This is a genomic window from Cysteiniphilum marinum (assembly GCF_014857925.1).
GTDB classification, from domain to species: domain Bacteria; phylum Pseudomonadota; class Gammaproteobacteria; order Francisellales; family Francisellaceae; genus Caedibacter; species Caedibacter marinus.
In genome coordinates this window covers 1-14,117 of sequence record NZ_JACYVZ010000046.1, presented here as the reverse complement: position 1 = coordinate 14,117, position 14,117 = coordinate 1, and the positions used below count along the sequence as shown (strand labels likewise).

The window sequence follows — 14,117 nt, the reverse complement described above, 5'->3', positions numbered from 1 at the left end:
GCCCTTAGCCGCAGTAAGCGGCGACAGGGTGGCTGTTTTGGATTTATTTTTGATGATTTAGCCTGTCTCTGCTGGACATATTTGTCCGCAGTGACAGGCGAATAGCCTGCAATGATTTACCGCGCGGTTCACACCCACAAGCAGCGCGAAGTTGGTCGGTAAATCATATATATTAATTAACTTTTCGAGAATGTTGCAATGAGCAACATCGAAGAATTAAGTTAATTAATTTCTAAAAATGCAAGTGAAACTATATTTTTTATATTTTTTAATGCTATCATTAACACTAATGGAACTGATGAAGGCTGCAATGCCAGAAACACGTTAAAAAGTGTCTTCCTAAGCGCATGTACACCGGCGAGTCATGCATGCAACTACTTGAATGCGTTCAGAAAAACGTTTTTCAAATAGTAAGGTGTCCGTAGCGAAGTATGGTTGATTAGTTGCTCGTATTGGCAACGCTTAATCTTGTGCACTTGCTTGCATAGTCAGCAAAGAGATTCAACCAAGAAGCTGCCATCTTATCCCTGACGCTTGCCCAAAAGGTAAAGCTTATTAGGTTAAGATGATTTCCATACTCAAGCATAAGACTTGAGTCTATTCCTGCATGTTTAGCCCGACCGAATGGGCAAGCTAAGCATCTGGTATTTGATTGGTCTGTTATTGCAGAATGCAAATTTAGGAATAACAACGCTATAACCAATCAAACTAAGCTGAAAAAATAGCGCGTTGACGGCTAACGATAAAGCTATGAGGTGAACGACCTAAAACGTTGATCCGTTAATACCTGCTACGTGGGGTTAACGTTGCCATTTCAGCCACCAAAAAAAGCCTTTTCGAAAGTTAAGGCTTGAGCTGTAACACTTACCATCAAACATAAATGGCAAAAAAACGAACTATGATAGATAAAAAGTGGCATCACTTTTATGAGGTTTATAATGCTCGAAATTAAGGGGCAGTGAAATGGAGAATATTCAACTAAGAAACTATATCGCAAAGGCATTAAAACAATACATCACATTAATAGCATTAATGATGTTAACAATGCTTGTTATATTGGGATTGTTTGGTCTTTTGTCATTATCTCAGATATGGCTTAATAGTTATGGAAAAAGCTATGTAGCAGCAGGTTTTTTTGTGGTTATAGCACTTTATTGCCCGCTTATTTTTTGTATTGTTTACTATGTGATGGAATACATGGACGATAAAAAAGATCAGCTGAGACGAAAACCAAAAGAAACGTTATATACCATAAGGCAGGATCAAAAAAGTGCCTAGGCATAACAATAACCAATTTAGAGGACAGATTTTATCTGCACTCAAGCATAACAAAGATGGATCTTTTGCAACACAAGATGAACGCAAAAGAATATTACTTAATGTATCTAAAGATTTGGTTAAGTGTGGCTTTGTGCAAGTAACACAACAGAATTATAGTGGGCGACATGCTAAGGCGTTAGCTACGTATTGGCAGGATCAAGGCATAGCAATTGCAACAGTAAAAAACCGCATATCCCATATGCGTTGGTTGGCTGAAAAATTTGGCAGGCCTGAAGCAATACCAAAAGATAATACGGCTTTAGAAATTGGACAAAGAACCTATTCAGACAACACCAAGAACCTAGCAAAAGAACTTGAAGTAGACAAAATGGAAAAGCTTAGTGACAGGCAAGTTCTGTGCTTGAAGCTACAGCGATCCTTTGGGTTAAGACGTGAAGAAAGTCTTAAGTTTAAACCAAACCAAGCAGATAAAGGTAGCAAGATAGAATTACAAGCCTCTTGGTGTAAAGGTGGTAGAGCAAGAGAAATACCTGTAAGAACACAAGAACAACGTGAACTTTTAGAACAATGCAAAAAGATTGCAGGCATTGGCTCTATGATTGAAAAAGACAAAACCTATATTCAGGCACGTAACCTATTAGATAAAACCTGTCAGCGTTCTGGAATCTATCACAATCATGGTTATAGGCATGCTTATGCTCAGGAAAGGTATAAAGAGCTTACTGGGTTAAATTGTCCTAAGGCAGGGGGTAAAATTTCAACTGAGCTAACCGAGGAAGAAAAGCAAAAAGACTTTGAAGCTAGAATGATTGTTAGTAATGAATTAGGGCATGGAAGGGAAGAGATTACAGTTAATTACTTAGGAAGATGATTAGCGTTCAATATAGGGAACTTATCTACGAAATTGGAAGAGTTTTTAGCTGTAATTGCTTTAGAAACTCGTTATGTTTCTCAGTAGCTTTTTTAATGTTTTTTGCTAAAAAAACAAGCTCAGTATTTACATCATCCAGAATAATCTCTTCTTCAGGCTCTTGGGTGCTGATATACCTTGAAATATTTAAGTTATAGTCATTCTTTTCAGAAATTTCTTCCAGAGAGACGCGTCTTGAGTAACGATCTTCCTCTTTCCTATACTGGTATGTATCAATAATTTTTCCTATATGATCTTCAGTCCCTCCAGTACCATCACCTAAAAAGTTTTGGCGCTTGCCTTTCTCAAAATACTCGCTGGCATTAATAAACAACACATCATCTGATTTCTTGCATTTCTTTAAAACCAAAATACAAACAGGAATACCTGTTGAATAAAAGAGGTTTGCAGGCAAGCCAATTACAGTATCAATATGACCATCTTTCAAAAGTTTTCTTCTGATTTTATCTTCAGCACCTCCTCGGAATAAAACGCCGTGTGGTAAAATAATAGCCATTGTTCCATCATCCTTAAGATAATGAAAACCATGCAGTAGAAATGCAAAATCAGCTGCTGATTTAGGGGCTAGTCCATAATTCTTGAAACGCATATCCTCTGCCAAGGACTCTGAAGGATCCCAACGCAAACTAAATGGTGGATTTGCAACAACTGCGTCAAAGTACGGCTTCTTAGCTGGATTTTGCTCTCTTAGCAAATCCCAATCATTGTCCAATGTGTCTCCGTGGTAAATTTCAAATTCTGAATCTTTAACGCCATGAAGAAGCATGTTCATACGAGCCAAGTTATATGTTGTAACGTTTTTCTCTTGCCCATAAATTTTTCCAATACCGTGCGTACCAAGCTTTTGTCGAACATTCAAGAGCAAAGATCCTGACCCACAAGCCATATCAAGAATACTTTCTAAGTGTTTACGTTTTCCTTGAGATGGATCTTGGCTGTCTAGGCTCACAATTGAAGATAAGATTCCAGAAACTTGCTGTGGCGTATAAAATTCTCCAGCTTTCTTACCTGATCCAGAGGCAAACTGACCGATTAAATACTCATAGGCATCACCTAGAGTGTCACTGTCAGTAGAAAATTCTTTTAGACCTTTAGATATTTCATTAATAATTTTACAAAGCTTGGCATTCCGGCTGTCATAATCTTTTCCGAGCTTTTCTGACGTTAGATTAATTTCTGAGAATAGCCCTTGAAATGTACTTTTGAAAGATTCATTTTCGATATATTTGAAGCCACTTTGTAGCGTGTTTAAAAGCTCTTTGTCGTGTGTTCTTGCCATTTCAGCCACGTTGCCCCAAAGGTGTTCTGGCTTAATAATATAATGGACACGGCGGCGCATCAGATCTTCAAAAGCTTCAACATCTCCATCGTTTTCTTGATACCAAACTTGTAGAGGTGTATACACCTCTATTTTGGTTAGAATATCATCCGTGACATCAGGATAATCCGACCCTAATTCTTTCTTAGCGGCCTCTTCATAGTTATCCGAAATATAGCGCAGGAATAGGAAAGATAGCATGTAATCCCTAAAATCATCTGCATTCATGGCACCACGCAACTGGTCTGCAATTGCCCAGAGAATTTTTCCTAGTTCTTTTTGTTTTTGTTCTGTCATCGTTATATACCCTCTTGTTCCTTGATAAATAATTCTGGGTTAAATGTGTATTTGTTCATAAATTCCTCCAGAATTTTTTTAAATTGATTTTTATTTTCGTCTATCATGGTCATTGGCTCATAGAGAGAATAATTTCCATGATTTAATACGTTAATAATCCGAGTGTGTAAAATGTCATCAGGATCATGTTCATCCTTTTGGATAAGAGATGAAAATTTATTGAATCCGTGAAAACAGGCTGATTTTTCCAGTATTGTTCGCAGCACATTAAAGTGATGCGTATAAAGTTTACCGCTTTCAACAGCATTATATAAATCAACTAATGTTGCAACATGATGAAAGAACGGTGTGTCGCTGACTCCCTTTAAATAATATTCCTTTAGTGGGCTTTTATAAGTTTTAAGCTTCCCGCCTTGTAACTTGTCTTGAAAAGTACCCAAAAAAGATTGCACCGGATTAACTGACGTCGCATGCGTTTCAGCAATGAATCTTTTCAATGCCTTTTTGTTATCTAAAATATCTTCTGGAATATCAATATCTGAATAACTTTCTTTAATTTTATTAAGAACATTTGTTTTTGAATTATTTAACTTGCCAAAAACTTTCAGTAAATCATCTATTTGAATATCAAAGCAATTTCTTAATTTATTTAGGAAATATGGCGAAGCAAGCTTATTGTTTTTGGCATCAAACTCGTTATACATCACGTTAAAGAACAATGTATGATGCGATGATATAATGGCCTTCAAGGGGTTATTTTTGCGTTTTAGCAATTGTGCTAAATGGTGTGCGATGGCAATGATATTGTTTTCATCCAATGAAGATACTGGGTCATCAATGTAAATATATTTAACCCAGTTATAAGCCTCAATGTCTTTGTCCATAGAGATTTCAACAACCGCCATAAAAAAACACCAAACAAAGATATTCTCTTCCCCACGCGAGATTTTAATATCTGTTTCTACACGCTCGCGTTCTTGATCTGCATTGTCAGATACGTTTTCATCATAGGCTTCATTCGGCACTGTACGGTTAAACGAAACCTGCCATTTACTGTAGTCAATCACGAAATCAAAATCGGCATAACGATGGAGAAATTTACGGATACGCGTATCCATTTCCAAACTATCAAGTCCAGAAAAAAATCGTGAGTCTGGATTAAGCCTTAAGAATCGTTCCCGATCATTCTCTAGATCATTATCCCATGTGAATAAATCCTCGGTAAAGGCGTTGAAGTAGAGTGTGTCACCCGAGTTTTCAGCTATCAGTGTGTTTCCGTTTTGATCTGCGATAGAGTTTCCTCTCTGATCAGTGATATAAACACTATCTTGCTTTCCCAAGTCTTTAAATGCCATGGACAGGCGCGTTTTACCTGTACCGTTATAGGCGAAAAGGAGGAGATATTTCTTCTGCTCTAATTCAGAACGAAAATGTTCAGCAATCTCTTGAATATTTACAAATTCACTCATCCATTAATCTCCTCAGGATTTGGAAAGAGCTGCTGTAATAGGCCTTTTTTATGAAGCATTAATGATTCGAGTTTATTGCTTTGATTATTTATTATTTCATCAATAATTGCTATACATTTTGATATCTTTATTTGCTCATTTTTTTCAGGAATTGCTACTTCTAAACGACAAAATGCTTCAAATGAGAGCGTGTATCGAACACTACCTGAGCAAGCAGTTTTAATTTTTTGATTGAAAGCGTGTGTGGCAATATTGTACAGCAAATAATATGGGTTTAATGATGATTGAGTTTTTAAAACTACATACATTGGACTAACAATTCCGACGTTAAAATTGTCCAGAATTGCAATGGATCCTACATTTATTCTGGATGGGTTGTATGCTATTTCACCCTGATGAACTATTCTATATGTCGACAGATTATCGCTCGCAATTTTTTTATCTATAAATTGTTCGTTTTGAAGAACAAATCCTTTTTGATTACTTACGCTTAAAACTCTGTTCTCACTGAGATTTTTATTTCTTGCTCCTGTTTGTACTAGATATTTATTTAGTGTGCTTAGTTTCCACTCAGGATCATTTTTAAACTCAGGAAAGCGGAATTTTGGTAAGGTTTCACCTTCGGCAGGGAAAAGGTTCTGCATAAGACCTTTTTTATGATCTCTCAAGACATCTAGCTTTTTACTCTCTAATTCAATTACTTCATCAATAGATGATAAGCATGCTGCAATTTTTAGTTGTTCATTATCGGTTGGCGGTAATGGTAACGGCATCGCCTCAAAAGCATCAATTGTGATGCTCATACGGTCATGACGTGCGCCTGTGTTAGATACCCTACGAAGATAATGATGCCAATGAGATGACTTAAAGTAATGCTCAAAAAAATCATTTTTTTTATCTTTAAATCTAAACACTGTATAGAGCGGAGACATTACTCCCTTACTAAGTTTGTTTTTAGAGATTGGTCCTACAGGTGCAGATGTTGATACTCTTGGATTATAAACGTAATCGCCTTCATCAACTATGGAATATCCTTCAAGGTTAGCTTGATTGGCAATATCCTTATCAAAGTAATCTCGCTGATCAACAACACCATTGGTTGCAGAGTTTGTTAAAACGCGCAATATAAAAGAACCTGTGTTTTTATCCGTAATTCTATTAGCAAGTTTTTTCAACTCTTTTTCTGACCATGCCCCATCACCCTCAAATTCAGGAAAACGCAGTGAGGGTGTTAATTTTTTTTCTTTTTTATTGTTCATATGCACTCAATCCTGAAATTTCACGTCCACGTGATAGCTTCTTAAGAAGCGGTATCAATTCTTCCATTAATGTTAGCTTTTTCTTAGTCCTATCTTTCCACCCAAGACCTAAAGGAGCTAACAAGTCAGTTAAATCCTCATCATCAAAAATCATACGCTTTAATATTTGGTCTACAAATTTTTGTAAGGATTCTTTTTTTATTCCATGGGAAGAAGATATTACCTCTAATTGACGATCGTTTTTTTGCTGTTTAAATTCCTCATAACCATACTTGATCTGTTTTTCATTTAAACCTTCACCAACAGTAATTGTTTTTATGTATTCTGTAATATCTTCACGTTCATCCATAAATTTAGAGTCAGAAGCAATTAACCCAATTAATTGATCACGATTCATTTTTTGCTTACCTGTCTTTCCTTCAGAATATTTAGAAATAAGACCCATAATGTAGTCATAATCAATTACTGATGAAGCAAAAAGTACAAATTCAAAATCTAGTTCCTGAACCTCTGAAGGCGTATGCTCATCATGCTTATCCTGTTCGGCTTTTAATCTCTGTGCAGTTTCAATATATACACCTTTAAATCCTTGAAGTTGATCTTTTGATATAACTTCTTCGATAACGTCTTTATTCTCATCTGTTAGGTCGGTATATTGATCAAGTTGGGTTTTATGACGCTGTACATCCTTAAACAAATTAATAAATTGCCAACGTGCAGTATCGCCTTTCAAGTTAGGAACATCTTCAGGAGAAGAATTTAAACCTTGAGATTTCATAAAATCATTTAGTTTTTGCACTGCTGTATTTAACTTTTCAATAACTTTAGGAGCTTCATCAACTAGCCATATTTCCTTAGCACGCTCTCCTGCCTCCCCAGAGAACAATGCAATGGCATTATTTACGGCATCTTGTTGTTGTCTAAAATCTAAAATATTTCCATAAGGCTTGGTATCATTCAACACTCTATTTGTTCTTGAGAAAGCTTGAATAAGGCTGTGGTACTTAAGGTTTTTATCAACATATAAAGTATTTAAAAATTTTGAATCAAAGCCTGTTAACAGCATATCAACCACAATAACAAGATCAATTTTTTCTGTATGTGGCACATCTGATTTAGGGTACTGTTGGTCTTTAATACGCTTTTGAACATCCTGATAATATAAATCAAAATCATTTATACTATGGTTTGTGCCATATTGAAGATTATAGTCTGTTAAGATATTGTTTAATGCCTTTTTTTTCCCTTCAGGGTTTATAGTATTGTCGATTTTTTCTTGTGGCAAATCTTCTTGGATTTGCTTAATTTCTTTATTCCCTTCTGCCGGAGGAGAAAAAACACACGCAATATTTAATTTCTTGAATTCTGGGTCATTTTTTAGTTTCTCAGATTGAGCCGTTTTGAATAAACTATAATATTCAATAGCATCATTGATTTTAGCTGTGGTTAGAACAGCATTAAATTTGCGATTATTGGTGGCGGCATCATGCTTTTCTAAGATGGCATCAATGACTGCTTTTTTGGTGAGGGGTTTACCTGTGTTAGGTTTGATTTTGCCCTCTGGCTTAAAGTAGTCGATATGGAAGCGTAAAACATTACGGTCCTCAATAGCATGCGTGATAGTGTAAGCATGAAGTTCCTGTTGAAAAACTTCCATAGTGGTCATGTATGATCCTTGGGTTCCGTCGATTTTCTTATAAGCAGCGTTATCATCAAAGATAGGTGTTCCGGTGAATCCAAATAACTGAGCATTTGGGAAAAACTCTTTAATTGCTTTGTGATTTTCACCAAACTGTGAACGGTGACACTCATCAAAAATGAAAACAACGCGCTTGTTTCTTAATGGATCTAGGCGCGCTTTATAATTACGTTTATTTTTTCCGTCTAAGGCTAGTCCTAATTTTTGAATAGTTGTCACAATTACTTTGTCTGAGTAGTCTTCAGATAATAGTCTTTCAACGAGCGTCTCTGTATTTGTATTTTCTTCAACACAACCTTCTTGAAAGCGGTTAAACTCTTCACGTGTTTGACGGTCTAGATCTTTTCTATCTACAACAAATAAACATTTTTCAACATCAGGATTATCTTTGAGAAGAGTTGATGCTTTGAATGAAGTAAGTGTTTTTCCACTGCCTGTTGTATGCCATACATATCCGTTACCGCAATTTTGATGAATACAATCGACAATAGCTTTTACGGCATATATTTGATACGGCCGCATCATTAGCATTTTTTGCTCGCTAGCCAGAAGCACCATATAGCGGTTAATCATCTGTCCAAGTGTACATTTTGCTAGAAATTTTTCAGCAAACTTATCTAACTGTGTAATCTTTTTATTATCTTCGCTTGCGAATTGGTAAAGAGGAAGAAATCGCTCATCAGCGTCAAAACTAAAGTGTCTGGTATTATTATTTGCGAAGTACCATGTATCGTTGCTATTGCTCACAATGAACATTTGCATGAAGCACATAAGTGTTCGAGTGTATCCGTTGCCAAGGTCATTTTTATAATCGACAATTTGTTGCATAGCTCTACGGGGACTAATAGCAAGTGTTTTGAGTTCTATCTGAACTACAGGAACGCCATTTATTAGCAAGATAACATCATAGCGATGATGGCTATTATCAGTATTAATTCTAAGCTGGTTAACAACTTCAAATGTGTTTTTACACCAATCTCTAATATTAACTAGCGTGTAATTTAATGGAGTACCGTCATCTCGCACGAAATCATTGATTGTTCGCAAAGTTTTTGCTGCAGTAAAAACATCAGGAGTGATAACCTGCTCCAAGAGTCTTTCAAATTCAGAGTCAGATAGTTTCACCTTATTAAGGAATTCAAATTTATCACGAAAATTTGCTTCTAAAGATGCTTTGTCTCTAATATCCTCCCTATATACATATTTAAGCTCCCGAAGCTTATTAAGTAAGTCATTCTCTATTTGCTGTTCTCTACCCATTATCCTTCCCGTAACCTTTGTGTTTCTTTTTTTTGATTTGATATCCAATAATCTATTTCTATTTTACGAAACATTGATTTGAAACCAACTTTAAATGCAAGCACTTCGCCCATCATATAATCTGATATAGTAGGAATATATATCTTTGGTTATTTCAACTAAAAAACCGCTTAAAAAAACCTACTTTTTCCTTCTTAGAAGTTTCTTCTTGAGTAGCTTCTTGTTGGTCTAATTGAATTTCATTTGCTTCTTCTTTTTCTTGCGCTATATCTTCGTTTTCAGGTTTGTCTGCCTTCTTCTCGGTTTTAACTTTACTCGTTACTTTTTCTGACGAAGGTTGTTCTTTTGATTGTTGACGTTCTTCTAGGAATTTAATTAACTCTTCTTTATCCATACTGGCTAATAGTTTCTTTCGTTGATTAATCTCTTTTTGAGATAATGACTGTTCCATCTTTGAAAGCTTTTTACTTTTTGTCTTATCAGAAGCTTTTTCAACTTTACGTTTAACCTTAAATACAATGCTTGTTGGGGTTCTTCCAGTCTTCTTGATATCAAAGTCTATGAGAATATCGCTATGGGTATTAATTTCAGCTTTGGCTTTATCTAAGACATTGAGCCGCAATAAGTTGAAAGCTTTATACTTATCGAGCAATCCTAAATTTTCTCTTAGCTTCTGAATGGTTATTTCCTCGATCCAGTAGTTTTGGTTTAGGGCTTTATTTTTTTCTAAATTCATTTTAAAGGCTTCATATAACACAAAGCTGTAACGACTTTTAAAGTTAGCAATGTGTTTTATATCATATGAGGTAAAAAGTGCTTTTAATTCACTTAAATGTTTACTGATATACTCATTAAACTTAAACTCAAGATATGATTTATCTTCTGGACCACCGTAACCAATAACTAAGTTCTCAGTCCAATCTTTCCCATCCTCAAGCTTAATTGTATATTCTCGTTTCATTAAGCGAGACATAGCTTCTCTGTAAAGTCTATAGGCATCCTTTGATTTCATTCCAAAAGTATCTACTAATTCAGAAATGGTTACTTTAAAGATAATTCCATTGTTATCCCAACGAGGATTTAATTTTGCAACGGCATAGTTTAATACCTGTAGTTCTAGTTCTGTAGCATTAAAAATATAACTCTCAATCAATTCATTTGACTTAGTTACAATTAGGTCAGACACATCAACCCCAATTTCCTACTATAATTTCAGAAAAACATATCAAATATTATTTTATAAGTAAATAAATTATAGCTATTAAAATAAACCCCGTTTTCCTATCATAATAACCCCGTTCTCCTATTATAATGGATAATTTCAAAACCCCGTTTTCCTATCACAAAACCCCGTTTTCCTATCATAACAACCCCGTTTTCCTATCATAAAAAAAACAAAAAAAACGCTACAGCCCTTTATTTACAATGGATACAGACATGGTTAAAAAATAACACAAAACAAGGTAATTAAAATTACAAAAAACAAGATTAAAAACAAGATAATGCCGCGCGCAAGGAAAATGCAAAATGAAAAACACTAAAATTCCAAAAAAGGTTACTCAAATTTTACAAATTTTTCGTACCCACCTTGGTGTTCGCTCCGCTCACATTTTTTTGATCAGCTGCACTACCGTTTGCTGAAATGAATTTGAATTCGCTTTGCTCATAACTCAATTTAAAAACTAAAAACCTAAGGCTTTAGCAAACCAAGCACCTCAATCTGAAAATCAAAGGCCACCAAAATTATCCAGTTAGGGAGGCAGGCTTTTCCATTTGCTACGAACATAAGGCATTGCCTGCTTGGCGAAACAAATCAATCGCTTTTAACTGCATCAGGAATCCACGCTCGCAAGCTCGCTATAAAGCCTTCGCTTTACCGCTGTTTTGCAAAATCAACTGTCGATCCTAAATAAAAATAGCGTTTAAAATAACTTTTAAAGCTCGCCACGAGGTTTTTTTTGAATTTGGCTATATTTCCCTGTCCGTAATAATGAAAGTTGAAAATAGACGCCTTTATGACGGTTTATTTAATTCTTAACCGAAAAGCTCAGAATGTGTCCCAATAGCCACTAAAACAAGCTCATCTTCTTCAATTTTGAAATACATCAGAAGATCATCTGGGAAAAGATGCAATTCACGTATGCCTTTGTAGTTTCCGCTGAGTTCATGATCTCGATATTTTTCTGGGATAGGCAAATCATTTGCCAAAAGATCAATGACATCGCTAAGAACTTTTAAGACTTTAGCGTTATTTTGATACTTTTTGAGTGTCTTTTTGTATGACTTTTTCTGTCTAACGATCCGCATTTTTAATCCATGCAGCAAGTTCATTTTTGAGTTCTTTCAAACTAACAACCTCGTCACCATCAGAATTGTTTAGATCAAGCATTGCCTGGTCCATAACAGATAACTTTTTCTTGCTGAGCTTATCGTTAAGCAAAATTCTAGTGTATGAACTAATGGAAAGCCCTGCTTCATGGGCTTTCTGCTTTAATTTGACCGCTAAATTATCATCTAGCATAACTTGAATTCGTTGCATAATGACACCTTAATTACTCATTAATACTAATTGTTAGTAATTATTACTCAAAGTCGTTTGATTTGCAAATGCGCACTTGTGTAAGTCAAATTGACTTACTATCTGTAGCTCAAAAGCGAGCTTTGCAAGTTTACCGCCCTTAGCCGCAGTAAGCGGCGACAGGGTGGCTGTTTTGGATTTATTTTTGATGATTTAGCCTGTCTCTGCTGGACATATTTGTCCGCAGTGACAGGCGAATAGCCTGCAATGATTTACCGCGCGGTTCACACCCACAAGCAGCGCGAAGTTGGTCGGTAAATCATATATATTAATTAACTTTTCGAGAATGTTGCAATGAGCAACATCGAAGAATTAAGTTAATTAATTTCTAAAAATGCAAGTGAAACTATATTTTTTATATTTTTTAATGCTATCATTAACACTAATGGAACTGATGAAGGCTGCAATGCCAGAAACACGTTAAAAAGTGTCTTCCTAAGCGCATGTACACCGGCGAGTCATGCATGCAACTACTTGAATGCGTTCAGAAAAACGTTTTTCAAATAGTAAGGTGTCCGTAGCGAAGTATGGTTGATTAGTTGCTCGTATTGGCAACGCTTAATCTTGTGCACTTGCTTGCATAGTCAGCAAAGAGATTCAACCAAGAAGCTGCCATCTTATCCCTGACGCTTGCCCAAAAGGTAAAGCTTATTAGGTTAAGATGATTTCCATACTCAAGCATAAGACTTGAGTCTATTCCTGCATGTTTAGCCCGACCGAATGGGCAAGCTAAGCATCTGGTATTTGATTGGTCTGTTATTGCAGAATGCAAATTTAGGAATAACAACGCTATAACCAATCAAACTAAGCTGAAAAAATAGCGCGTTGACGGCTAACGATAAAGCTATGAGGTGAACGACCTAAAACGTTGATCCGTTAATACCTGCTACGTGGGGTTAACGTTGCCATTTCAGCCACCAAAAAAAGCCTTTTCGAAAGTTAAGGCTTGAGCTGTAACACTTACCATCAAACATAAATGGCAAAAAAACGAACTATGATAGATAAAAAGTGGCATCACTTTTATGAGGTTTATAATGCTCGAAATTAAGGGGCAGTGAAATGGAGAATATTCAACTAAGAAACTATATCGCAAAGGCATTAAAACAATACATCACATTAATAGCATTAATGATGTTAACAATGCTTGTTATATTGGGATTGTTTGGTCTTTTGTCATTATCTCAGATATGGCTTAATAGTTATGGAAAAAGCTATGTAGCAGCAGGTTTTTTTGTGGTTATAGCACTTTATTGCCCGCTTATTTTTTGTATTGTTTACTATGTGATGGAATACATGGACGATAAAAAAGATCAGCTGAGACGAAAACCAAAAGAAACGTTATATACCATAAGGCAGGATCAAAAAAGTGCCTAGGCATAACAATAACCAATTTAGAGGACAGATTTTATCTGCACTCAAGCATAACAAAGATGGATCTTTTGCAACACAAGATGAACGCAAAAGAATATTACTTAATGTATCTAAAGATTTGGTTAAGTGTGGCTTTGTGCAAGTAACACAACAGAATTATAGTGGGCGACATGCTAAGGCGTTAGCTACGTATTGGCAGGATCAAGGCATAGCAATTGCAACAGTAAAAAACCGCATATCCCATATGCGTTGGTTGGCTGAAAAATTTGGCAGGCCTGAAGCAATACCAAAAGATAATACGGCTTTAGAAATTGGACAAAGAACCTATTCAGACAACACCAAGAACCTAGCAAAAGAACTTGAAGTAGACAAAATGGAAAAGCTTAGTGACAGGCAAGTTCTGTGCTTGAAGCTACAGCGATCCTTTGGGTTAAGACGTGAAGAAAGTCTTAAGTTTAAACCAAACCAAGCAGATAAAGGTAGCAAGATAGAATTACAAGCCTCTTGGTGTAAAGGTGGTAGAGCAAGAGAAATACCTGTAAGAACACAAGAACAACGTGAACTTTTAGAACAATGCAAAAAGATTGCAGGCATTGGCTCTATGATTGAAAAAGACAAAACCTATATTCAGGCACGTAACCTATTAGATAAAAC

At 35.8% G+C, this 14,117-nt stretch carries 11 protein-coding genes; 4 read left to right on the top strand and 7 right to left on the bottom strand.

All coding sequences use genetic code 11. The features are described 5' to 3' along the window. Positions 1 to 963: 963 nt before the first annotated feature. Complete coding sequence (locus tag IE867_RS13155) at positions 964 to 1,278, top strand: hypothetical protein (RefSeq protein ID WP_192485166.1); 315 nt, start codon at positions 964 to 966, stop codon at positions 1,276 to 1,278. Beyond that, positions 1,271 to 2,152, top strand: coding sequence for a phage integrase N-terminal domain-containing protein (locus IE867_RS14920; RefSeq protein WP_192485173.1), 882 nt, complete (start codon positions 1,271 to 1,273; stop codon positions 2,150 to 2,152). The genes IE867_RS13155 and IE867_RS14920 overlap by 8 nt, the downstream gene beginning before the upstream one ends. A 25-nt stretch (positions 2,153 to 2,177) precedes the next feature. Here the strand turns inward: IE867_RS14920 and IE867_RS13145 are convergent, their stop codons facing one another. The 7 genes from IE867_RS13145 to IE867_RS13115 form a co-directional block, all read right to left on the bottom strand. Further along, positions 2,178 to 3,827 (bottom strand): type I restriction-modification system subunit M, encoded by a 1,650-nt coding sequence (locus IE867_RS13145; protein WP_192485172.1) that lies wholly within the window; start codon positions 3,825 to 3,827, stop codon positions 2,178 to 2,180. A gap of 2 nt (positions 3,828 to 3,829) precedes the next feature. Beyond that, a complete protein-coding gene (locus IE867_RS14715; RefSeq protein WP_203250311.1) occupies positions 3,830 to 5,296 on the bottom strand; it encodes an AAA family ATPase in 1,467 nt (488 codons plus the stop codon). Next, entirely contained in the window at positions 5,293 to 6,555 is a 1,263-nt protein-coding gene (locus IE867_RS13135) for a restriction endonuclease subunit S (protein ID WP_192485171.1), read from the bottom strand. The genes IE867_RS14715 and IE867_RS13135 overlap by 4 nt, the downstream gene beginning before the upstream one ends. Next, on the bottom strand, positions 6,545 to 9,514 hold the full coding sequence (locus tag IE867_RS13130; RefSeq protein ID WP_192485170.1) for a type I restriction endonuclease subunit R: 2,970 nt from the start codon (positions 9,512 to 9,514) through the stop codon (positions 6,545 to 6,547). Before IE867_RS13130 ends, IE867_RS13135 begins: the two co-directional genes overlap by 11 nt. 154 nt (positions 9,515 to 9,668) lie before the next feature. Beyond that, positions 9,669 to 10,700 carry a RepB family plasmid replication initiator protein gene (locus IE867_RS13125; protein WP_192485169.1) on the bottom strand — a complete coding sequence of 344 codons (1,032 nt, stop codon included), beginning with the start codon at positions 10,698 to 10,700 and terminating at the stop codon, positions 9,669 to 9,671. An 848-nt stretch (positions 10,701 to 11,548) separates the two neighbouring features. Further along, entirely contained in the window at positions 11,549 to 11,821 is a 273-nt protein-coding gene (locus IE867_RS13120; RefSeq protein ID WP_192485168.1) for a type II toxin-antitoxin system YafQ family toxin, read from the bottom strand. Further along, positions 11,808 to 12,053 (bottom strand): hypothetical protein, encoded by a 246-nt coding sequence (locus tag IE867_RS13115; RefSeq protein WP_192485167.1) that lies wholly within the window; start codon positions 12,051 to 12,053, stop codon positions 11,808 to 11,810. Before IE867_RS13115 ends, IE867_RS13120 begins: the two co-directional genes overlap by 14 nt. Positions 12,054 to 13,151: 1,098 nt before the next feature. Between IE867_RS13115 and IE867_RS13110 the strand changes: the two genes are divergently transcribed. Beyond that, on the top strand, positions 13,152 to 13,466 hold the full coding sequence (locus tag IE867_RS13110) for a hypothetical protein (protein WP_192485166.1): 315 nt from the start codon (positions 13,152 to 13,154) through the stop codon (positions 13,464 to 13,466). Then, positions 13,459 to 14,117, top strand: a 659-nt coding sequence (locus IE867_RS14915; RefSeq protein ID WP_192485165.1) for a phage integrase N-terminal domain-containing protein, incomplete at its 3' end; no start/stop codon positions are given. The genes IE867_RS13110 and IE867_RS14915, both read left to right, overlap by 8 nt.